The sequence below is a fragment of the Robertmurraya sp. FSL R5-0851 genome, from assembly GCF_038002965.1.
In the GTDB taxonomy this organism is placed as follows: domain Bacteria; phylum Bacillota; class Bacilli; order Bacillales; family Cytobacillaceae; genus Robertmurraya_A; species Robertmurraya_A beringensis.
In genome coordinates this window covers 202,874-225,427 of sequence record NZ_JBBOOE010000002.1, presented here as the reverse complement: position 1 = coordinate 225,427, position 22,554 = coordinate 202,874, and the positions used below count along the sequence as shown (strand labels likewise).

The 22,554-nt window shown below is 33.9% G+C and carries 17 protein-coding genes and 1 pseudogene; 4 read left to right on the top strand and 14 right to left on the bottom strand.

All coding sequences use genetic code 11. The features are described from left to right. Positions 1-3: 3 nt before the first annotated feature. On the bottom strand, positions 4-624 hold the full coding sequence (locus MKX65_RS25370) for a methyltransferase domain-containing protein (RefSeq protein ID WP_160548495.1): 621 nt from the start codon (positions 622-624) through the stop codon (positions 4-6). Between the two features lie 171 nt (positions 625-795). Between MKX65_RS25370 and MKX65_RS25365 the strand changes: the two genes are divergently transcribed. Together MKX65_RS25365 and MKX65_RS25360 are read left to right on the top strand one after the other, a co-directional pair. Further along, positions 796-1,179, top strand: coding sequence for a hypothetical protein (locus tag MKX65_RS25365; protein WP_160548494.1), 384 nt, complete (start codon positions 796-798; stop codon positions 1,177-1,179). 349 nt (positions 1,180-1,528) lie between these two features. Beyond that, positions 1,529-2,938 (top strand): fused MFS/spermidine synthase, encoded by a 1,410-nt coding sequence (locus MKX65_RS25360; protein WP_160548493.1) that lies wholly within the window; start codon positions 1,529-1,531, stop codon positions 2,936-2,938. A gap of 104 nt (positions 2,939-3,042) precedes the next feature. Here MKX65_RS25360 and MKX65_RS25355 read toward each other — a convergent pair. The 5 genes and pseudogenes from MKX65_RS25355 to MKX65_RS25335 form a co-directional block, all read right to left on the bottom strand. Further along, positions 3,043-3,638: pseudogene (locus MKX65_RS25355) on the bottom strand (cell wall hydrolase). A 386-nt stretch (positions 3,639-4,024) separates the two neighbouring features. Continuing rightward, entirely contained in the window at positions 4,025-5,302 is a 1,278-nt protein-coding gene (locus MKX65_RS25350; protein ID WP_340903327.1) for an IS110 family transposase, read from the bottom strand. Positions 5,303-5,665: 363 nt separating this feature from the next. After that, positions 5,666-6,952 carry a murein hydrolase activator EnvC family protein gene (locus MKX65_RS25345; protein WP_340906670.1) on the bottom strand — a complete coding sequence of 429 codons (1,287 nt, stop codon included), beginning with the start codon at positions 6,950-6,952 and terminating at the stop codon, positions 5,666-5,668. A gap of 311 nt (positions 6,953-7,263) precedes the next feature. Beyond that, positions 7,264-7,860 carry a DUF1405 domain-containing protein gene (locus tag MKX65_RS25340; protein WP_160548492.1) on the bottom strand — a complete coding sequence of 199 codons (597 nt, stop codon included), beginning with the start codon at positions 7,858-7,860 and terminating at the stop codon, positions 7,264-7,266. 123 nt (positions 7,861-7,983) lie between these two features. Then, entirely contained in the window at positions 7,984-9,954 is a 1,971-nt protein-coding gene (locus MKX65_RS25335; RefSeq protein WP_160548491.1) for a sulfatase-like hydrolase/transferase, read from the bottom strand. Between the two features lie 590 nt (positions 9,955-10,544). Between MKX65_RS25335 and MKX65_RS25330 the strand changes: the two genes are divergently transcribed. After that, positions 10,545-11,225: a response regulator gene (locus tag MKX65_RS25330; RefSeq protein WP_160548489.1), complete on the top strand. Its 681-nt coding sequence runs from the start codon at positions 10,545-10,547 to the stop codon at positions 11,223-11,225. 136 nt (positions 11,226-11,361) lie between these two features. Here MKX65_RS25330 and MKX65_RS25325 read toward each other — a convergent pair whose 3' ends face one another. The 4 genes from MKX65_RS25325 to MKX65_RS25310 form a co-directional block, all read right to left on the bottom strand. Then, positions 11,362-12,324 carry a metal ABC transporter solute-binding protein, Zn/Mn family gene (locus tag MKX65_RS25325; RefSeq protein ID WP_340906665.1) on the bottom strand — a complete coding sequence of 321 codons (963 nt, stop codon included), beginning with the start codon at positions 12,322-12,324 and terminating at the stop codon, positions 11,362-11,364. A gap of 147 nt (positions 12,325-12,471) precedes the next feature. After that, positions 12,472-13,971 (bottom strand): UDP-N-acetylmuramoyl-L-alanyl-D-glutamate--2,6-diaminopimelate ligase, encoded by a 1,500-nt coding sequence (locus tag MKX65_RS25320; RefSeq protein WP_340906664.1) that lies wholly within the window; start codon positions 13,969-13,971, stop codon positions 12,472-12,474. A 65-nt stretch (positions 13,972-14,036) separates the two neighbouring features. Next, the gene (gene motB / locus MKX65_RS25315) at positions 14,037-14,792 is read right to left on the bottom strand and encodes a flagellar motor protein MotB (RefSeq protein ID WP_160548486.1); all 756 of its coding nucleotides are present in this window, start codon (positions 14,790-14,792) and stop codon (positions 14,037-14,039) included. A 752-nt stretch (positions 14,793-15,544) separates the two neighbouring features. After that, positions 15,545-15,718 carry a hypothetical protein gene (locus tag MKX65_RS25310; protein ID WP_160548485.1) on the bottom strand — a complete coding sequence of 58 codons (174 nt, stop codon included), beginning with the start codon at positions 15,716-15,718 and terminating at the stop codon, positions 15,545-15,547. A gap of 279 nt (positions 15,719-15,997) precedes the next feature. Between MKX65_RS25310 and MKX65_RS25305 the strand changes: the two genes are divergently transcribed. Next, on the top strand, positions 15,998-16,669 hold the full coding sequence (locus MKX65_RS25305) for a response regulator (protein WP_160549373.1): 672 nt from the start codon (positions 15,998-16,000) through the stop codon (positions 16,667-16,669). Positions 16,670-16,998: 329 nt separating this feature from the next. Here the strand turns inward: MKX65_RS25305 and MKX65_RS25300 are convergent, their stop codons facing one another. The 4 genes from MKX65_RS25300 to copZ form a co-directional block, all read right to left on the bottom strand. Next, the gene (locus tag MKX65_RS25300; RefSeq protein WP_340906662.1) at positions 16,999-17,934 is read right to left on the bottom strand and encodes a F510_1955 family glycosylhydrolase; all 936 of its coding nucleotides are present in this window, start codon (positions 17,932-17,934) and stop codon (positions 16,999-17,001) included. A 130-nt stretch (positions 17,935-18,064) separates the two neighbouring features. After that, entirely contained in the window at positions 18,065-19,228 is a 1,164-nt protein-coding gene (gene spoIIP, locus MKX65_RS25295; protein WP_340906661.1) for a stage II sporulation protein P, read from the bottom strand. 181 nt (positions 19,229-19,409) lie between these two features. Continuing rightward, positions 19,410-21,842, bottom strand: a complete 2,433-nt coding sequence (locus tag MKX65_RS25290) for a heavy metal translocating P-type ATPase (RefSeq protein WP_340906660.1) — start codon at positions 21,840-21,842, stop codon at positions 19,410-19,412. Between the two features lie 346 nt (positions 21,843-22,188). Next, positions 22,189-22,395 carry a copper chaperone CopZ gene (gene copZ, locus MKX65_RS25285; protein WP_160549370.1) on the bottom strand — a complete coding sequence of 69 codons (207 nt, stop codon included), beginning with the start codon at positions 22,393-22,395 and terminating at the stop codon, positions 22,189-22,191. Positions 22,396-22,554 lie beyond the last annotated feature (159 nt).

Genomic DNA, 22,554 nt, shown 5'->3' with positions numbered 1-22,554 from the left:
TCCTTATTTCTTTGGTGTAAGTACAAGTTTCCTCATGATTGTTCCCATAAGGTATTTTTCAGATATAACTGATAACCCGGCTGCCTCAATATTATTCATGGTGTCACGGTTAATGTTTGCACCCCAAAGTTTTACAGGAAGGGGATTTAATAGATCCATTATTGCACCAATAATTTTGTTCTCACTCCTCATATGTTCAAGCATTAGAATTTGCCCGTCTGGTTTGCATACCCTTCTAATCTCTTTAAGCCCTTTTATAGGATCGGGGACAGAACAAAATACACACGTCGAAACAACAGTATCAAATGTATGGTCTTCAAAAGGAAGGTCTTGGATGTCAGCCTCGAGAAACATGGTAGGGTGAGATTGATTGATACTCCCTGCCTTTTGTTTGGCAATATTTAGCATCTCACTGCTAAAATCCACCCCAGTTAATGATGATATTCCTTTTGGATATAGTGGAAGGTTAATACCTGTCCCTACCCCAACTTCTAATACCTCTTTTGAAGCTAAGTCCAAAAGGTCCCGCCTCCACTCTATTCTAATCATTTTATCCATGTAATCATATATTTTTGCCACTCTATTATATCGTTTAATTATTACTTCATTGATATTTGCTGACATAGTTAAACTCACCTTCCTCATCTGAAGAGTAATGATACTTATACTGAATCAAATAAGTGTTATTTAAAAATAGTGTAACTTAAAATTATGCATAAAGTATGGAGAAGGGAAAAATTTATAGTCGTTCCCAAAATGGTGAATCTACAATATAATAATAAGGAGGTGATAAAGATGTGTTTTTCCTATGATCAAATTGAACTTCAATCGCATAGACTGGCCAAACAGATAATTCAACAATCAAAACATAATCCAGTACGTCTAAATTTAGTTGGTAATAGCAGTATAGAATTAAAAAATCGAAATTTAGAATTTGATAAAATGCAAACTCAAGATGGATCATTACCCCTTATTAAAAATGTTATCCTTCAGGATCAAGTTGGTAAGCTTTACAGCATTGAACCTTGTGAAAATGGATTGAAATTTGCCCAAGGAGAAATCACCTATAAAGAATATTTACAAAACCAAAAAGGAGAAAACAAGAAACTGATTGGTTTTTCATTAGCATTTATAACATTATTTCTGGCTAGTGGTTGGGGACTTGTTACATTTTTATAATTAATATAGATTTTACTAAAAAGCTGCCATTTCTTGGCGGCTTTCCTCATTTTTGGAGATTAAACCTAAACACATTGCTACATATTTACTGGTTATCTATAGTTGTTACTATATAGATATATAAATAGCCAAAGTATATATTAAGGTCAAAATTTTTAAACATAAGAAAATCTGCATAACTTCTTCACATTTTAGTGGTATTTTATAATTTATTTATATAAAAAAGAATAAGATTTAGAAGTTTTCAATACTGTATAGTGACTTCTTAAACAATCTGTTCTTTACAGGTTCCAGATTAGAGATCCTTACTAACAACTACTATAGAAATCAAAAAAGAATGGAGTTAATAATGCAAAAAAAAGTATATTTTAATTTATTCGTATTCAGTTTTGTTATTATGGGACTAGAAATGACCGCTTCAAGATTTGTTGCACCTACATTTGGTAATACAGTTTATACTTGGGGAATTGTAATTTCAATCTTTTTAATAGGATCTTCAGTGGGGTATACAATAGGTGGATTTGTAGCAGACAGAAATTCTAATAAAACAATATTACTTAGCCTTAATTTAATAGGAATACTGTTAGTAACTCTTATACCTACCATTAAGGATATAACATTTCCCTACCTTAGTCCTTTACCCAATGAGGTAGGTACAACGTTGGGGGTAACGGTTTTATATCTTTTCCCTAATTTAATCTTCAGCATCATTGTTACTGTCCTAATGAAGGTTGGGCTCAGTGATAATACTACTGGAAGAGTTATTGGAAATCTCCATACATTCTCTGCAGTAGGTAGTGTATTAGGAACTATTGTGACTACATTCTGGTTAATTCCCGTTGGAAATATTAATACTGTAATTGGTATATTAGCTTTAATGGTATTTATAAGTTCATTATTTTTTTATGAGACAAAAACACGCTTGGAAATTATATTAGTTGTAATACCAGCTCTCTTTATACTCCTGCTTTTTTTGGACTCTAAAAATGAGCCGGTTGGTGAAATATTATACCAGGACACTAGTTTATATCATGAAATTGTTGTCTATCAGACTGAATACTTTGATGGGAAAAAGGGACCTTTCCGATACATGAACTTCGGAGATGATGACACAATTCAAGGATTGATGGAGATAAATTACCCTGACCGACTTAGCTTGGACTATTCAAAAAGTATATGGGAAATATCAGAGACATTCAGACCAGATAGCCAAAACGTCTTTATGATTGGTCATGGTATAGGCACGCTGACACAAAAGTTTGAGAAGAATGGAAAAAAGGTAAAGGTTGCAGAAATAGATAAGCAGGTATTAGAGGTAAGTAGAGAATACTTTGGTTATGAAGGAGACAGCGTAGAAATCGGTGATGGTAGAAGAATTTTAAGTAAGCAACTAAATAAATTTGATGTTATGGTGTTAGATGCTTACAATAATACAGAGCAAATTCCATTTCACTTAATTTCAAAAGAATTTTTTACTTTAACAAGCGATAAACTAGATGAAAATGGGCTCCTACTTGTGAATGCTATTGGAAAAACAAAGGGAGACGAACTCATCAAGTCGATGAATTCTACATTAAAGTCGGTCTACCCATATGTATCCGTATATTCTTTTGAAGATAAAAAAGGTATTCAAAATCTGACATTTGTTGCTAGTAAGAGTAAGTTTGACAAGAATAAAATCAAGCAACAAAAGTTATTCCAAATTGGCGAGGGTGAAATAATCTTAGATGAGAATACCAAGTTAAGAAACGTAAACTAATTAGCCCTATATTATAGGTAACAAAACCTTATTCGTAAGATAAAAAAAGGTCTTCCGAAGTTGACTTCAGAAGACTTTTTTATGTAGCTAACACACTATGATAACTATTTTGCAAAACGATGATTACCAATAGTTACAGTGACTTCACGAGAAAGGATCCATTTGCTCGTAGCCGTTTTTGGATTATAAAAATATAATGATCCTTTTCCTTGTGCTCTATTTGCTATAGCTTCTTCTACAGCTTTAATAGATAATTTATCGGCCGGTTGTTTAATGGTTCCATTCTTAACTGGAGTAAAAGCATAATTTCCATTTACCCTTTGATATATAACCTCTTTTATTGTATTTGGGAAGCTTTTGCTATCCACTCTGTTAAGAATAACGGTTGCTACAGTAACTTTTCCTGCGTATGGTTCTCCTTTAGCTTCAGCAGATACAAGACGATCCATAAGTTGTTTATCTTCAATAGAAACGGTTTTATTTGGAATTAGTAATTTTTCTCCAGCTTTTATGGAATCATTAGACTTATTGTTTATATTTTTTAGTTCAGCCACAGATATACCATACATATTAGCTATTCTCCATAGTGTTTCCCCTCTCTTAACAAGGTGGTTATAGTCGATGCATTAGATTGAGAACTGAATCCAAATAGGGATAATGTAAGAGTTGTGACAATTAATAGTTTTGTTAGATTCTTCATAATTACCTCCCTCTATAAATGTTGATCTATCAACGGTTTACCCCGTTGGTGGGGTGTCAAAAAAATATTTTTCGACACGTTCCCTAACAATATTTTTATATTATGTTAATCTATCCCAACACATGGGTACGCTACGCGGTCACTACTGGATAATAGTGGTAAGTAGTGTTGGAGAATTATGTGATGCACAATGGATCTCTGCGTAGCTTATGATGACGTACCCTCCCATGTCTCTGGGCATCAATGTGCCTACATTCCTTCGTTCGGTCTAGTCATAAGGCAGAGGCTAGCGAAGCTCCTATAGGGACTCAAGGTCGAATGGAAAAAATATTGCCAGCTTCTCCGTGTCATCCTGTTGTCTAGGTCTGTTAAGGGGATGTAGAACTTTACATAGCCTCTGCGAGACTAGGAATATCCTTCATCATTCGCTGAGCGTCAAACGCTTTGTGCTTTGTACATATTCCATGTAACACTTTTAATAGTTTTCCGCATAGTACCACGATAGATTGCTTCTTGCGTAACGGATTATCCTTACGGCTTGTGTAATACTCATGTAGTTTTCTAAAGGCTTCATTATGGCGAATCATCGGCATCATTACCCGGAAAAGGAGGGCGCGAAGCCTTCTTCTGCCTCTTTTGGAAATGCGTTTTTGTCCTTTATGCTGCCCAGAGGAATTTTCACGTAATGTTAGTCCCGCAAGTTTAATGATTTGGCGTGGATCTCTATAGTGTGAAAAGCTACCGATTTCAGCTAATAAATCGACAATTGTGATATCTCCAAGTGCTTGAACCGTTGAGAGCCATTCGTACTCTACGGATGTTTGTGTAAGTTCAACTAAGTGCTGTGTAATACTTTCAATATCTTGTTCCAACTGGTGGTAACGGCGAACGAGTGTGGCGATTTCAATACGGGCCATCTCACGTCCCTCTGTTACTCCTATGGAGTTAGCAGCGACTTCAATGAGACGCATTGCTTTCGGTCTCTGGGGGGATTTGAGTCCCTCAACCTGACGATAAAGAGTTAAAACTTCATCGGGTTGTTTCTGATGAAGATCACTTGGAAATGGGGTACATTCAAGTACAGCCATAGCCATTTTTCCGAATGACGGAAACACCTGGGTAAACTCAGGAAAATAGCGATCTAACCAGCGAATCATCATATTTTTGACAGCTCCAAGTTCCTCTGTCAACTTACTTCTAAAGGTTGCGCCCACACGGAGTTCGGCTTCCATGTCTTTCAATATACGTGGATAACTGAAGCGTCCATCTTTTATAAGACGAGCGATTACTAGCGCATCTTTACGATCATGTTTGGTTGGTAGATTGTCGTCTAACTCTTTTGATCGCTTGACGTGCATAGGGTTGGCCATAACTAGGGGGATGCCTCGTTCTTCTAGAAAATAGGCTAAATTGAGCCAGTAATGGCCAGTAGGTTCAATCCCGACGATAACTTCCGTTTTCTCTTGTTCTTTCATTTCACTTAGAACACATTGATAGAAAAGCTCAAACCCATCTCGAGATTGAGAAACAGAGAATGACTTTCGGAGCACCCGTCCACGATCATCCACAAAGCATGCGTAATGTGTACGTTTGGCAATGTCGATTCCAACAACAAGTGTTTTTTCGGTGACTTGATTTATCTTCTGGTTTTGTTTAAAATTCATATGGAGTCCTCCTTGGTTTACTAAGTTAGGGGTCATTTCGGTACACGATTTGACACCCCGTATCATACCAAGAGGGCTCTTTTTTGTTCAAGTCCCCGAAAATCCTTCTAACAGGAATGCTCCTATATGTGCGTCTGTTTGTAAATGATCAAATGTAACAATGTAATTCACTAAAAACATATGGTAATCAATATATTTTAGATAAATATACTAATCTACTAACTTAATAGATTGGATAAGTTTCTTATATTGTTTGTAAGAAGACCGTCCCTTACAAAAAGCGATAAAGACAACAGCTTAGCGAAATATCACTAAGCTGTTCTTTTCCCTATGGATCCTGTAGATATTGTTGGCAAAAATATTTTATAGAGGAACAATACCAATAGGGTTTATAGCATTTGTTTTTCCTGCATTCCAGGATCCTTTATGGAGCTCGAAATGTAAGTGTTGTCCAAAAGACTGGCCTGTATTTCCTTGGTAACCGATTTGTTGACCCTTCGAGACAGTTTGACCTGTACTTACTAATCTACTACTCATATGAGCATATACGGTGGTGTATACTTGTCCTTCAATAGAATGGGAGATAAAAACAACATTACCATAGCTCGATGAGTAGTACGAATTCATTACAACTCCGTCCGCTGCTGATACAACCGGTACTGTGCCTTTTTGTGCAATATCCACACCAAAATGATTAGCTCCCCATCTTGAACCAAATCCTGAAGTCAAAACTCCGCTGGTTGGTCTCGTAAAAGATCCATTTGAAACAGGAGGAGCTGAAACTGAAGGTGCGGAAGTAGCAGGTGCTGAAGCAGAAGTACCACCACCGCTACTTACAGCATTTTGAGCTTGTTTTGCTGCTTGATTCTTTTTCTCTAATTCAATAGCTTTTTGGATAGCGGATTCTTGAGAAGATAATAACTGTGCTTCTTCCTCAAGATTCATTTTATAATTTTCAAGTTCTTCTTCTTCAAGTTGTAAGGAAGCCATTAACTTATCTTTTTCCTCTTTTTGAGTATTTAAGTTTTGCTTCAATGTTTCTATTTCTTTAAGCATCACTTGGAGGCTTTCTGCTTTTTTTTCTAAGTCCCTTTTTGAGGTTTCCAACTGATCTTTATCTGCTTTATGTTCACGTAGGATATCTCTGTCAGCTTCCATTAAAGTTGCAACTAGTTCTACTCGATCGATAAACTCGCTGAAATCCCTAGCTCCTGTTAGCACATCAATATAGCTAATCATACTACCGTTCTCTTGAAAAGAACGGGCACGATTTTTGAGAAGTTCGTTACGCTTTGCTATTCTCTCTTCAAGTACCTTTATTTCCTCTTTCAATGCTGCAATTTGAGTTTCGGTTTCACTTATCTCCTTCTGTTTTGCAAGCATTTGTTCTTCAGCTTTTGTAATGGATGAGTCTAATTCCTTTATTTCAGCATCCAATTTTGCTTGTTCACTCTTTAGACTGTTAACTTTCTCTTCGGTTTCATCTATTTCTGATTCAACTGAATTTTGTTTGCTATCTATTTCACCCTTCTCTTCCTTTAAATCTTCTATTTTCGTAGTCTCAGCAAGTGCTTTTATTGGAGATTCAGATAATGTCACGCCCAAACTTATTAAAGATAGGACCGAAACTGATAATATTGTATTTTTCACCTTTTTTCTCACCTTTAACTATTAAATTTCATTTAATCAATATTCAAACATTATAGGGAAATATGTTAATTATTCGGTTATCTTGTCGTTTTATTGCCCTTGTTTAAATTTTATCATCTGTTTTTGTCGAATTCGCTGATAATTTTATTACAGTTTCTTTTCAAATCTGTCTATTGGATGACATTTGGATGCCTCCTTCACCTATGCCTTTATTTGTTAACTAGAAAACAATACTTGTTTTTTATGCCTGATGAAAATAAAAAGCCAAGATCGAGATTTTGATCTTGGCCTTTATGCTTATTAATAAGGTACTATAGTGATAATTCTTTCTTTTGAATCCTTCCAGCTAAATAAGCAATGGCAATTGATATAACGCTTAACCAAAACGTAAAATAACCTATTTGAGGCATGTAATTTCCTAATACTCCATACCATGGCATCATAGAGAAAACATAGTCTATCACATCATTATGAAGCGTCCAAACAGCTGCAATAGCTAAGTGCCATAATTTAAATCGATAAAAAGGCGCATACAATAGTCCTTGTATGGCCATTGCAGCATGAGAAACGATCAACATATATCCTGTCCAGTGAAGGTTGCCTGTTACTTTTAATGTAAGTATATTCATGACAACAGCCCATACCCCATACTTAAACAGGGTAACTATGGCTAACGCTTCAAAGAGTGGCCAATTCCTTTTAAGAAGGAATGCTCCCAATACAAATACAAAGAACAAACTAGCAGTTGGGCTGTCAGGGACAAAAATGATAAATTTAGCTGGGGTTTCAACTAGTTGATACTTGTACCAAATATAACCATAAACTGTTCCCAATATATTAATAATAAACAAAGCCCAGATAAACCATTTTTTTCCTAATAAATGATTAAATAAATACAATTCTGTCATCCTACTTTCTTGATATTTACCAAAAAATAAATAAATTTTAAAACTATACCCCGCTTCTAAATCAATAGTTTAAAAGCGGGGTAGTAGTTTTTCTGCTAGGATACTAATTGAAACCTTAATTTCCTATTCTTCTTCCTCATCTTTTTCCTCATCTTGCAAGGATTCTTCATTTAAATGGATAGCCTTTGAGTAATCTAGTGTAGAAGGGTCCGTCTTTTTAATGGAGTCTAGTTCGTGAAAACGAAGTAAGTCTCCATATACAACTTTATCGGACATTTCCAATTCACCTTTTACAATCTCACTATATTTCTGATATATGGTTTTATCTTGTACTTCTAGTCCAGTAAGGTTATCATAAATTTTCCCTTTAATAGATGTTACTTCTTCTGTGATAAAGTCTCCGTTTCTAAAGCTAACAATTCCATCTCTTTCTTTGGAGAGTAAATCATCCCCAAATGATACTTGATGTTTAGTATCAATTCCTAAAAGGTGTAGGACCGTTGGCCGGACATCAATCTGACCACCATAAGTGTCACTCATAAACCCTTTTAAACCTGGTGCATAAATGAATAGAGGAACCCTTTGTAATTGAGCTTGTTCAAAATCAGTTACCTCTTTGCCAATAACTTTTGACATAGCATTCTTGCGATTCTCCGAATTTCCATAATGGTCCCCATACATGACAACCATTGTATTCTTACTTAAGCCTGATGTATTTAGATCTTCAAAAAATTGTTTTAATGCCTCGTCAAGATAACGTGCTGTTTGAAAATATCTATCAACTGTTTTGTCACCTGTGTTAGCTGGTTCAATCGATTGATCCTCTTCATCTAATGGATATGGAAAATGGTTAGATAAGGTAATTAGTTTAGTATAAAATGGCTGTGGCAAACTTGTTAAATATGGAATGGTTTCTTTTAAAAATGGTTTATCTTCTAACCCGTAATTTAACACATTCTCCTCTACCATATTATAATACGTTGCATCATAGAACATATCGTATCCTAAAGACTTGTACATTGCTTCTCTATTCCAAAACGTCTTATAATTCCCATGAAATACTGCAGAATAGTATCCTTTGTCTTTAAGGATAGCTGGTAAACCTTGGTACGTATTTTGTGCTTTAGTTGTAAATACGGATCCTTGGGGAATAGGATATAAAGAATTTTCCATTAAAAATTCTGCATCAGATGTTTTCCCCTGGGCCGTTTGATGGAAAAAGTTTTTAAAATATATCGTATTTGGATCTCTTGTCAAAGAATTTAGGAACGGTGTTACCTCTTCACCATTTAATTTATAGTCAATTAGGAAGTTTTGGAATGACTCCATAGAAATATAAATCACATTCATACCCTTAGCAGACCCAAAATATTCAGGCTTTGGGCTTGTATAATTAGCATTGGTGTAATTCTCTACTGTTGTTATATCGTTACTGTCTGCCAATACTCTTTGTGCAGAGGACCGGGAATTTTGAATAATATCATATATGGTAAAATTATAAGCCCCTAGATATTTTACTAAGTAGTTTCTATCAAAAGTACGTGTTAGTAACTGTGGGCGGTCCAATTCTGCAAGTGCTATATTTGATGTTAAAATGATAAATCCTGTAATAAACACTGCAGTCAAAGATCGTCTTGGAAGTGCTTTTATAGGTTCAACCTTCTTCATAATTATGAGTAATAGTAGGATTATAGTGTCTGTAAAGTAAAAAATATCATAAGGGTGAAGAAGTGCCCCTACACTTCCTCCGAGATCTCCAAAATTTTGGGTCTGGAACAATACTGGTACGGTAATGAAATCACTAAAGAACCGATAATAAGCTACGTTCGCATATAATAAAAAGGATAAAAAAGCATTAATGGACAATAGTATCCATTGCTGTTTTCGACCTTTAAAGAACAAAGAGATACCTAAAAATATAACTGCTGAACTAATTGGATTTAACAACAGCAGAAATTGCTGCATTCCATTGCTTACACCTAAGTTAAATTCTCTGAGATAGACAAAATAAGTTTTTAACCATAATAAGACTACTGCTATAAAATATAGCTTCAATATTTTAAATGAAAATAACTCTAGTTTTCTTTGAAACATATAATAATATCCTCCTTGATCCGATGGGTTAATTTATAGTTCGAATAATATAAAAAATGATATTCATTACACGAAAAAAATATTAACCTTTGATCTATACCTATACAAATTCTCCACTCACAAATATTCGTTATCTACTTCTAAATTTTTTTAGGGGGATTTTTTATTATTAGGTTATTTGATGTTTACTTATTACTAGTATAAGTAAGAATATAAATATATGAATAATACCCCAATGCCAATACAATTTTTCCTTTTTCCCCTACTCTTACTTTCATCATTATGGTTTAGGTTCTTTTTCTTGTCTTAAAATGCATAAGACATAAAATAAGTATGCCATAATATTTTGAAGAAAGTGTGCAGATGAATTAATAATTTTAACTGGATTATTTTACTAGTTATCTTTTGTATGTTATGTAATTAGAGATTAAGTAACATGGTTAGCTAAGTGAATTTCTAATATGAGAATATCTATGTTTATGTATAATCTGCACAAATTTATCAAATTTAAAGTGTATACTCTTTTGAAAGGAATTTAAATAAGGTTAATAAGTTAATAATTCTCACATATTTCAAAGGAGCAAAGGGAAATGAAAACCATTTTATTAGTTGATGATGAATTGATGATGTTAGACTTATTATCTTTATATTTGACACCTGAAGGATATAAGTGTATCAAAATGACATCTGCAAAAGCTGCAATCCAGTATTTGGAGTCTAATCCGGTGGACTTAATTTTATTGGATATTATGATGCCTGAGATGGATGGTTGGGAGGCTTGTAAAGAAATTCGAAAGTATTGGAGTATCCCTATAATCATGCTAACTGCGATGAGTGAAAAATCGGATATTGTAAAGGGTTTAAAGTCTGGAGCTGATGACTATATTTCTAAACCTTTTGATGAGGATGAATTGACTGCTAGAATTGAAGCTATATTACGCAGACAAACGAGTGAAAATGGTAAAATCTCATTTAAAGGCCTGATTTTAGATCGTGACTCATATGTACTTCAATATTATGATACAGAAATCTCACTTACACCAAAAGAGTTTGGAATTCTAAGTTTGTTGTTAACTAATCAAGAAAAAGTATTTAGCCGTGAGCATTTAATCAATACTATTTGGGGTTTTGAAGTATTAACAGAAGACAGAACAATAGACTCGCATGTAAGGAACTTACGAGAAAAATTAAGGAAAGCAGGCTTTCCAATTGAGAATCATTTACTTACCATATGGGGAGTCGGATATAAATGGGCCGGAAAGGAAAATTGATGAATCATTTTTCTTAAGTAAAAAAGAAAGAAAAAAGACCAGTACATTATTCAACTGGTCTTTTTTCTATGTTTAATTCAAGTTACATGAGCTAAATTAGATTTAATTGGTTATTAGTAATAATATACTAAGAAGTTTATTTCAATACCTGTCTAATCGTTTCAATATTCTTTTCCATAACTGAAATATAATCTTCGTTATTTTTGACATCTTCTTCAGTCAGTGATTCTAAATTGTGAAGCGTTAATGTATCCGCACCGATTTCTCGTTTTATTACCTCTGCAACTCGATTTTCTACATTTTGTTCGAATAAAACATACTTTATATCTCGATTTTCAGCAACTTTAATAATTCCCTCTAAACTTTTTTGTGATGGTTCATTGCTTGGTGAAAGACCACTGATACCAACTTGTTCTAATCCGTAAGCATCTTGCCAATATCCATAAGCAGAATGAGAAACAATAAATGTCTTATTAGGAGACTGTTCAACCATCGATTTGAAAGATAAATCAAGTTGTTCTAGATCTTTCTTCAGTAGATTAAAATTCTCTTCAAAATACTCTTTTTGTTCTGGTTTCATCTCAACTAAGGCATTTTTAATATTCTCTGCTAGTTGAATTGACCTCTGTGGATCAAGCCATACATGGGGAACATTGTCACCTTCATTTTCATCTGCATGTTCCTCTTCCTCTTCTTCACTTTCAGTTTCATTTAAAGATTCAGATGAACTTATTAGACGGACTCCTTCGGAGGAGTTAATAATTTTCGTATCTTCATTCTTCATTGCGTTGATTACAGCATCTGTAAATCCTTCTATCCCAGTTCCTAAATAAATAAACATGTCACCTTCAGCTATTTTTATCATTGTTTTATTTGTTGGTTCAAAAGAATGGGCGTCTGCACCTGTCGGGACAATGTTTTCAACTTCCACAAACTCTCCGCCGATTTTTTCAGAAAAGTCTAAAAGCGGATAAATGGTTGTATATATTTTAAGTATTTCTTGGTTATTTGTTTCTTTATTATCGTCTTTAGAAGTCGATTCACTACATCCAACCAATAAAAGAATAATAAAAAAGAGTAAAGATACTAATTTTTTCATTCTTGGTCCTCCTCATATTTTTCGTAAATAGTAATCATTACGATTAATATACTATATCATAAATAAAATAAGTCAACATTATCATTGAAATATGCAGAAAATATGAAGGGAGAGACCAGGAATTAAAATAGATTTTTTAGAATTGCGTTATACCTGTTGTTGATTGAAGCTTAAGTTCCGCCGAAGTTCTTTTTCAAACTGCCCTTGAACATACAGAACTGTTTCTTTGTCAGTATTTGTTGGTAAAACAAATGGTTGTTTATATTGTTCAGGTCCCTTACCTGTAATTACGATCCAGTCGCCTGTTTTTCCCATTTGTTGAGCAGTCTGAATGGCGAGGGTTCTATCTAGAATAATTAAGCCTTTTTCAGGAGAGTTTTTACTTGTAAGATTCTCCATCATATGGAACATCTCATTGACCTTTTCGTTGTTTAGATCATCTATAGTCAAAATGTAATAATCGCTGATTTTTGACGACACCTCTACCATTTCAGCTCTCTTTGTTAAGTCACGCCCACCACGAAACCCAAAGATATGAATGATTCTTTTGGCACCGCACTTTTTGACAGTTTGTAGAATAAACTCAAAGGCATCTGCAGTATGAGCATAATCCACAACAAAGGTTGGACCCAAGTCATGTCTATAAATTTCAAATCTCCCAGGTACTCCTGGGAAAGAGTTTAAAGCAGATAATATACTCTCCTTTTGTATAGACATGAATCTAGCAGTAGAGTAAGCTAATGCAGCATTATATAAATTATAGAGCCCTGGTATAGGCAATTTAATTTCTACCGACTGATCTTCTTCTGTTAACAAAATAAAAGGATTTTTTGCACTTTCATAAGTAGTAATGATCAAATCGTTAGAGTTAGAAGTTCCTACCAAATAAGTTGTAATTTCCCTCTCTTGTAGTATCTTATAAAGCTTCATTCCCCAATGATTATCACCGTTAATAATGGCAAAACCACATGGTTTTAATTTTTCAAAAAGCAATGATTTTGCCAGAAAATATTCGTCCATTGACCCGTGGAAATCTAAATGCTCGTGATAAAGATTGGTGAATATACAATAATCAAATTTGATTCCCTCTAACCTATATTGAGCTAATCCATGGGAAGACACCTCCATTATTACAACCTGATCTTTGCTAGAATGTAATAACGAATTAAGTTTTATCGAACCGGGAGTTGTATTTTCAGAAACCAATTTTTTACCATTTATAATATTGTATATCGTTCCTATAACAGAACAGGTTATCCCATTTTTCTCTAAAATTTGTTGCAACATAAAACTTGTGGTTGTCTTTCCATTAGTACCAGTAATTCCAATCATTATTTTTTTACTACTAGGGTCATTGTAATAATTCTTAGCAATTATACCTAATGCCCTTCTACTGTTATCAACTTGTAGATAAGGAATTTCTAAATTGTCTATCTCTTTTTCTCCAATAACAATGGAAGCTCCAAAACTGACAGCATGTTCTATATAGTCATGACCATCAGAGCTATAACCACTCACTGCAACAAAAATATATCCACTTTTTACTTCTTTAGAATTATCTGCTATACCTGTTATGAAGATATCCTTATCCGAAATATTCGGATTATTTTTGACTTGTATTCCTTTAATCACATCCTGGAGTATCATTCGTCATTACACCTTCTTTCTATAATTAATCATTTTTAATAAAGTTGTAAGGGAAACGGACGGTACTAATCCCGAGGAAGCACAAGTATTTCAACCCTTCTATTTCTAGCTTTTCCTTCCTCAGTATCATTTGTTGCTATAGGCTTAAATTCTCCAAAACCTTTTACACTAAATAAACGAGGATCTAGCCCTTTATTATTAAGTAAGATTTTCATGAAATTCACTGCTCTCTTAACACTAAGTTCCCAGTTTGAATCAAAGTCTGCATATTGAATTGGTACGTTATCTGTATGGCCACTAATAACAATCTCCCTTGGTGTATCCATGATAAGTAACTCAGAAATATCTTTTGCAATTTCAATATTTTCTAATCGAATCTCAGCCGCTCCAGAATCGAATAACATATTATTATTAATGGTAATTAACAGACCCTCATCTGTTATCTGCGTTTCTAAACTCTTTTGTAGGTTCCTTTCATTAATGTAGGTTGTTACTTTATTTTGAATCTTTTCCAATTCATTTTGTTCTACATCCGTGGATAGGTTATTATTCTCATTCTTTTGTTTCTGCTGCTCTTGGGTAGTATCCTTTGACACTGAGTTGTTATTATCAGGTTCTGGATATTCCATTACACCCGTTCCACCTGTTAATACCTCGTTAAATGCTTGGGACATTGCATTGAATTTTTTTGCATCAATTGAACTCATTGAAAATAAAACAATAAACAAAGCAAGTAACAAGGTTAATAAATCTGCATAAGGAATTAGCCAGGACTCATCCACGTGATCATCATATTTGCCCTTCTTACGTTTTTTACTCATATTAATTTCTCCCGCTTTCAGCAAGTAATATGTTCCATCTCAATATAAAAAGTTGTTCTTAAGATAAAAAATAAAGTTATACAAAATAGATGAAATTTAAAATAACATATAATTGTGTAGATATTATGGAGATTTCAGATAAAATTCATCTTCCCTGTTTGGTAAATAATTGGATCAAAATAAATAAGGGGTGTCGAGTTTTAAGAGATTTGATCGTGGAAGGGGACAACTAAAAAAGTTTAGATAATCATTAAACAATGTGAAACTGCGAAGACCCAAAGGTTTAAGAAAAGGTAATTGTAGTAATAAGGAGGATAACAGGAAGGATGATATTAAATTCATAAAGTAACTTTGATAGCTGGATTTTATAGTATAGGTTAGCTATTGAAAGGGTAATTTTAATTGTAAATATATTGTATAAATAAGAGTATAAAGGAACCCAATTGTACTTCATATTTTTTTGAAAAGGCTTTATGAGTTATTCAATTTACCTCTATATTTTTAATCCTATTTGTCCATGTATTCAAGGATTTTATATACGCTTGCCAGGATCATCAATAGCAATAAGGAATAACTCCCAAGGTATAGTGTAAAATTAAAAAAATCCATCCAGTTCATAATGCAAACCTCTCATTTTTATTTTTTTATCAATGTATATAAAATAGTTAATCTATAAATAATCAATTTGCCTAATTTGAATGTTTTATACTCTTCCAAAATGTTTACCTACTATAAGCAGTATTGTTGAGTCCTTACAATAAATTATGATCATTTTCTCTCATTTTTTTGTATCTTTGAATATCTACAATTTTGTTGGATTGGCTATATGAGATATGACCATAATCCTTTCCTTTATTCATCAGTTTGATGAATTTTACAACTAATATGAGAACAATAACTAGGCTGATGACCCCCAACAATTTCATTTCTTCCTCTCCACCCCTTGAGATACTGCCATTCAATTTTTTCTTCCTATCAACCATATTGTATTTAAATAAGATATGGATATCGTTTATTGAGTATTAATTAATCAGATGTAGAAATGTTCTATATAAACTATACCAAGATAAATTGCAGATTTTATGCATTTAATTACTTCACATTTATTTTTTAGGGGGAGCAACAAAGTTTTTTTCTCCATATTTTTTTCATATTTTTTAGGTAAAATTTAAACAACCTAAATTATTCAAAGGAGTATCTAATATATGAAGACGATATTAATAGTTGATGATGAGCCACGGATGTTGGATTTGATTAGCTTATACCTAACGCCAGTTGGTTACAAATGTATAAAAATGAACCAGCCAAAGGAAGCACTTAAGTACCTATCACAGAATAAAGTTGACCTTGTTTTATTAGACATTATGATGCCTGAGATGGATGGATGGGAGACTTGTGTAGAGATAAAGAAGATTGTAGAAGTACCTATTATTATGATAACTGCACGGACAGATAAAGCAGATGTTGTTAAAGGTTTGAGTATAGGTGCAGATGACTATATATCTAAGCCGTTTGACGAAGAGGAATTATTAGCGAGGATAAATGCTGTACTTAGAAGGAACAATAATACTTCTAATAAAATCGTATTTAAAGGATTAGAATTAAATCCAGAGTCATATGAGTTGCGGCATAATAAAAATCTTATATCATTAACCCCAAAAGAACTTTCTATTTTGAGTTTGTTTCTAACAAATCGTAATAAAGTTTTTACACGTGATCATCTGATTACCACTATTTGGGGTCATGGAGTAAATACAGATGACAGAACGATAGACTCCCATGTAAGAAATATAAGAGATAAATTAAGAACATCTAGTTTCCCTGTGGACGATCATTTAAGCACTGTTTGGGGAGTTGGTTATAAGTGGTCTGACTAAATAAAACTTAATGCGTTTAAAAAATTCTGAACCATCGGATTATCTAGGTTTATTGAAGAAATGGACACATTTAATGTGAATAGGTGGCATAGTTTCGTAACGGAACTATGCTTTTTCAATTGAATATAATACATACTTTCAATATTTTTATTACAAAAAAGACACAATTCCAATACACAAACAAAAAAATAGAACATGCATTCTTAGTGCATGTTCTAATCTGGCATAAGGTTTTGAGATTAACTAGTATATGATATGAACAATTGAATATAGAATATTTAGCCAAGCACATGAACAGTCAAAATACATTTAGTATACTGAATTACTTATCATTCCTGGTTAATACCCTTACCTAAATTAACTATACTTTCCCAATCCGCTCCATTGTTTTTGCTAACATATACATTGATCTGATCTGTAGCAATAGCAATCTCATCGGGGTTATTATAGTTATTAGTAATATACATAATGTTACCATCTATATTTTTAGGAAGATCAACATTCTTAACCTCTTTGTTATTTAAACCTATTTTGATTATTTTTTTCTCATCAGTATTTTGACCAACAATTAATTCATCTTGACTAGAGATAGTTCCAGTACTTGCTATTATGTCATCTGATAGTAATTGAAAGGATTCTCCGTAATCATTAGATAAATATAGGCCTTTATCTGTCCCAATGACCACCACTCCTTTTTGTGTTGGGTGTGCTATGAATGTTCTAGGATTTCCTGTAAGTCCGTTTAAGGCCATCTCATTCCAAGATTTAGCTTTATCCTTTGAATAGTAAAATCCTGCTTCCTTCATCTTTGAATTTGGTTCAGGTGTATAAACATATAAGTCTTCCGTTTCATAGCCTACCGTTAAAGAATGGAAATCAACTTCCCCGTGTAAATCCACCACGTCTATAGTCTTACCATTATCCTGACTCTTTACGATCCCTAGAGGATTTTTTAAACTTGATGTAGGACCAGGATGTCCACTACTATAGAACCCATTTTTTATAGGTGAATAACCCATATAATCATTTTTCTCACCATCAGGTGTAGTCCATTTTCCATCATTATATTCCCTTAATCCGTCATGTACAGCTGCAACTAACTTTGACCCATCTGAAGAAAAACTTAAACCATGTAGATCAGGGAAGCTAATATTCTCTGTTTTATTTTTCGGAATGAAAATTAATCCAATAAAAACCACCATAATCCCTAAAAGTAGCCACCCTAATCCGTTTTTACTCTTTTTTTGCATTTTCTTTTTAGACATAAACCTTGCCTCCTACCTCTTACTTTCAAGGACAATAATACAATTAAAGTGTGCATTTTCTATGAATTCTTACTACTAATATTGTCCTTTTTTCAAAAAGAATGGAGAATATTGAAAACTAATATTATGCCTAATTCCCACTACCACTAACCTCTTCTGCTTTCCAAAAATATTCACTAAATACTTCAGCAAAAGCTTTTATAGAATGATCTAGCTCCATACTATTATTTTCTACACCACCAAATTCAAGAAGCATAGATTGGCTAGATAGATCTTGATTATAAACTCCATTCCCATCATCTTTTGTCTTAATAAAGACACCTCTACTAATTCCTGGGTATTTTTCTTCAAGTTTCTGATTGAGTTCTTTGGCTAGAGCAAGGTTACGTTCGTAGTTTTTATTTTCCTTACCTACAATAAAAAATAACCTTGCATAGTCTTTTCCGTTTATTTTGGTTGTTGTAAGCTCTCTATTTTGAGAGTCTCTATGAATATCGATCAAATATTGAATAGATTCCTCTTGTGCCATAGCCTCTTGAACCAGTTCTCTCGAGAGAATGTAGGATTGATTGTAATTCCAGTTCTTCTTTTTTAATTCTTCTGTCACATTAGCTTTACTTTGACTCGCACCTATCCCACGTTCAGCTAGTTCTTCCTTAAGTTTATTACCAACCGCAATAACATTTTTGGTTTCTGCAAGACTTACTGCTTCATTTGCAGTCTTATTTCCTTCTAAAAGCGGCAAGAATGCTTCCCAACTATGAGAATGATAAATGAATACTGCATCTTTCTCAGTCTTTAAGGATGGTGTATTAACTGGGGGATTCTCCTCACTATTTGATTTCGCAATCTCGGTTTCTGATTGCTCTCTTTCTTTTAATAAAATCTCTAAGGGAGGTGGAGACTCCATTGGCAATGTGGTTAAATTTGTACCTATACCAGCAACAGCGATTTCTGTATTAAAGGTTAAAAATCCAGGTAGCTCTCTCCCGAGAAAGGTTCTAATGTCTTCTGGCCAAATATTAAGAACTGTTGAAAGTAGTACCTTTGGTAAAGGGGTATCCGCTTGGTCGGTATTAGGACTATATAGACTAATTTCAGATGCGATAACATCTATGAAAAATTCTGTCGAAACATCTTCAAAAGATCTAGAAAGCCAACTATAGGAAAATTTATATTTTAAATCAAACAGACTTGTTATTAAAATGATACTAAACAGAATCATAAAAAATCCTAAATATATAGATTGGAGCTTTAATATACCAGGCACTTTTATCACTTTTATATACTTCATAACAACCTCCGTCATTTAAATTGTGCTTAGTATAATCTATTATTTTTATTAAAAAATAGAATTAATTTCTGTATTTTAGTAGTTTTTCCCCAATGCAATAATCTATTTGAAACAGAAAAATTAAATTGGACAAAAAATAACCTACTGAAAAATCAGTAGGTTAATAAGTAGTTTTTTATATTTATCGTTGAGTTTTCCAATTACGAAGAAACAAGGTGTTTCCTACGACAGAGACCGAACTAAACGCCATTGCTCCACCAGCTAGGATTGGATTAAGAAGACCCATCGCAGCTACCGGTATTAAAACAATGTTATAAGCAAATGCCCAGAAAAGGTTTTGACGTATCTTTCTCATAGTGGTCTTTGATAGGCTAATTATATCTACTATTCCCAATAAATCTCCGCGCATTAAAGTGATATCGGCAGCTTCAATGGCTACATCTGTTCCAGTTCCTATGGCAATACCTACATCAGCTGCAGCAAGGGCAGGAGCATCATTAATTCCATCTCCAACCATTGCAACGATCTTTCCTTCTTGTTTAAGCTTTTCTACCTCAGCCGATTTATCTTCTGGAAGCACCTCTGCAAGAACTCGATCGACTCCTACTTGTCTTGCGATCGCTTCTGCAGTGAGACGATTGTCCCCTGTTATCATAATAACTTCAATTCCAAGTTCTTTCATCCGTTTTATTGCTTCTGCTGAGCTCTCTTTAACTGTATCTGCAACAGCAATGATTGCTTCAAGCCTTCCTTCTATTGCAATTAGCATAGCTGTTTTTCCTTCGCCTTCTAGATTCTCCATTCTACCAAGGGCATTTTCAATATTAATTTTATTTTTAGCCATTAACTTTTTATTTCCAATCAAAATATTTTTTTCCTTAATTTCAACTTGAATTCCATGCCCCGGAATGGCGTTGAAGTTTGTTCCATCTATCAATTGGTAGCCTTTTTCCTTGGCTCTATTAACAATGGCTTCACCAAGTGGATGTTCTGAACCTTTTTCTGCGGAAGCAGCTAGTTGTAGTATTTCTTCTTCAGAGTAAATACCATAGGTTACAATATCAGTAACATCTGGTTCTCCTTTAGTAATGGTTCCTGTCTTATCTAAGACAATCGTGGTTAGACGCTGAGAATTTTGGAGATGCTCTGCTCCTTTAATTAAGAGACCATTTTCAGCGCCTTTCCCGGTACCAACCATTACTGCTGTCGGTGTTGCTAATCCTAAAGCACACGGACAGGCTATGACAAGTACGGCGATAGTACTAACCAGTGCTGGGGTAAATCCTACTAAGAAATAGGTAATTATAAACGTTGCTATAGCGATTAAAATTACTATCGGTACAAAAACTCCAGAGATTTTATCTGCGAGTTGTTGGATCGGTGCTTTCGACCCTTGTGCCTCTTCAACAAGCTTAATGATTTGGGATAACGCTGTGTCTTTGCCAACTTTAGTGGCTCTAAATTTAAACGAACCATGTTTGTTAACTGTAGCACCAATCACAGTATCTCCGTATTTTTTACTAACTGGCATGCTCTCACCCGTTAGCATAGATTCATCTATTGTAGTCGTCCCCTCTATAATTTCACCATCAACAGGAACTTTTTCCCCTGCACGAACAAATATCACATCACCCAGTTGAACATCCTCAATAGGAATATCAATTTCTTCATTGTCTCTAATTACACATGCGGTCTTAGCCTGAAGTCCCATCAATTTCTTTATCGCTTCCGAAGTTTGCCCTTTAGCACGCGTTTCAAGTAGCTTACCAAGAACAATCAGTGTCATGACAATTACTGCAGCTTCAAAATATAAAAATTGACTCGTTCCCATAATCGTAACAATTAAACTATAAAAATAGGCTGCTGATGTACCAAGAACGACTAATACAGCCATATTAGAACTTCCGCCCCTTACGGCGTTAAATGCATCACGGTAATAGTGGCCACCTACATAGAATTGTACTGGAGTGGCAAGTAAAAACTGAATCCAGGGATTCATATGAAAGAATCCACCACTTCCATACTCCATTGTAAAGTCGGAAATCATTTGCGCTAAGAAAAATAGCGAAAGAAAAGCCCCAACCATAAATTTTATTTTTTGTTTTTTATAGGAAGCTTCCCGTATACTTTTTTCATAGTCTTCATCAACCTCTCCGATTACCTTAGCATCATATCCTGCTTTTTTAACAGCTGTAATTAGCTGATCAACATTGGTCTTTCCAGGAATATACTCAACTGTTGCTTTCTCCGTTGCAAGGTTTACGGCTGCTTGTGTTACTCCTTCGATTTTACTTAAACCTTTTTCAATCCTAGTTGCACAGGCAGCACATGTCATTCCTAGGATGTTAAACTTTACTTTTTCCTCTTGAACTCCATAACCAATCTTTTTGACTCTAGATATAATGTCATCAATTGACACCTCTGAAGGTTCATATGATACAGATGCTTTCTCTGTTGCAAGGTTTACACTAGCTTTTTGGACCCCAGGTATTTTATTTATGTTCTTCTCAATCCGGTTAGCACAAGCTGCACATGTCATACCAGTGATATTTAACAAGACATTTTCCATGGCGACATTATGAGGTTGATTTTTTAATTTTGCTATTTCTGTCATGTCCTCTTTCCTCCTAACTAATTTACACACAATGTTCTTATTTTTAGTAAATTTTAAATGACGGTACAATTTTGTTTAAACTGATAACATCATTCTTCTAACATCAATCTAGATATAAATTTTCGTTAAAGACTGGGAAGTCAAACGCTTCAGTATCTCCTGTCTTGACAATGTCTTTTTAGCATAAATTCTTTTCTGATTAAGACTTGTTATTAATTCATCAATAGTGGGAATATTACTGTTATCTTTTTCCTTTGACATGTTTCTTCACCTTCCATACCTGTGTGGGGTATATATTTTTAAAAAAGAGAACGTGCTTACATTAGCACGACCTCCTTCTCCATTCTTAGATTACATCATAACCCTGTTCATCAATGGTCCTTTTTATCGTTTCAAGATTTATATCATTTGAACTATATTCTATCTCAACGGTTCCTTCCTTAAGGTGAACTTTGACCAAAGAGACACCTTCTAGTTCATTTACACTACCTTCAATCGAATTTACACAATGACCACAAGACATCCCCTGAACTTTAAGTGTTACCTTTTCCATTAGATCTCGTCTCCTTTATGGTTTTAGTTTGAATTATATTCTTAACTTACTTATATTATATGATACCCTAGTATGGTATGTAAAGTGAATGTTCTGTGACAAAAATATGGGGTTTTTATGATGTTTTAAAATAAAAAGAGGAGCTGTTTTCTATAAGAA

What these genes read in the sequence shown, in the direction of transcription:
- MKX65_RS25305 (WP_160549373.1), top strand. Translation starts at nt 15,998, where the DNA reads ATGAAGACGATATTAATAGTTGATGATGAGCCACGGATGTTGGATTTG.
- MKX65_RS25290 (WP_340906660.1), bottom strand. Translation starts at nt 21,842, where the DNA reads ATGACAGAAATAGCAAAATTAAAAAATCAACCTCATAATGTCGCCATG.
- MKX65_RS25340 (WP_160548492.1), bottom strand. Translation starts at nt 7,860, where the DNA reads ATGACAGAATTGTATTTATTTAATCATTTATTAGGAAAAAAATGGTTT.
- MKX65_RS25325 (WP_340906665.1), bottom strand. Translation starts at nt 12,324, where the DNA reads ATGAAAAAATTAGTATCTTTACTCTTTTTTATTATTCTTTTATTGGTT.
- MKX65_RS25330 (WP_160548489.1), top strand. Translation starts at nt 10,545, where the DNA reads ATGAAAACCATTTTATTAGTTGATGATGAATTGATGATGTTAGACTTA.
- spoIIP (WP_340906661.1), bottom strand. Translation starts at nt 19,228, where the DNA reads ATGAAGTATATAAAAGTGATAAAAGTGCCTGGTATATTAAAGCTCCAA.
- MKX65_RS25360 (WP_160548493.1), top strand. Translation starts at nt 1,529, where the DNA reads ATGCAAAAAAAAGTATATTTTAATTTATTCGTATTCAGTTTTGTTATT.
- MKX65_RS25370 (WP_160548495.1), bottom strand. Translation starts at nt 624, where the DNA reads ATGTCAGCAAATATCAATGAAGTAATAATTAAACGATATAATAGAGTG.
- MKX65_RS25350 (WP_340903327.1), bottom strand. Translation starts at nt 5,302, where the DNA reads ATGAATTTTAAACAAAACCAGAAGATAAATCAAGTCACCGAAAAAACA.
- MKX65_RS25365 (WP_160548494.1), top strand. Translation starts at nt 796, where the DNA reads ATGTGTTTTTCCTATGATCAAATTGAACTTCAATCGCATAGACTGGCC.
- MKX65_RS25300 (WP_340906662.1), bottom strand. Translation starts at nt 17,934, where the DNA reads ATGTCTAAAAAGAAAATGCAAAAAAAGAGTAAAAACGGATTAGGGTGG.
- MKX65_RS25335 (WP_160548491.1), bottom strand. Translation starts at nt 9,954, where the DNA reads ATGTTTCAAAGAAAACTAGAGTTATTTTCATTTAAAATATTGAAGCTA.
- MKX65_RS25320 (WP_340906664.1), bottom strand. Translation starts at nt 13,971, where the DNA reads ATGATACTCCAGGATGTGATTAAAGGAATACAAGTCAAAAATAATCCG.
- MKX65_RS25310 (WP_160548485.1), bottom strand. Translation starts at nt 15,718, where the DNA reads ATGAAATTGTTGGGGGTCATCAGCCTAGTTATTGTTCTCATATTAGTT.
- motB (WP_160548486.1), bottom strand. Translation starts at nt 14,792, where the DNA reads ATGAGTAAAAAACGTAAGAAGGGCAAATATGATGATCACGTGGATGAG.
- copZ (WP_160549370.1), bottom strand. Translation starts at nt 22,395, where the DNA reads ATGGAAAAGGTAACACTTAAAGTTCAGGGGATGTCTTGTGGTCATTGT.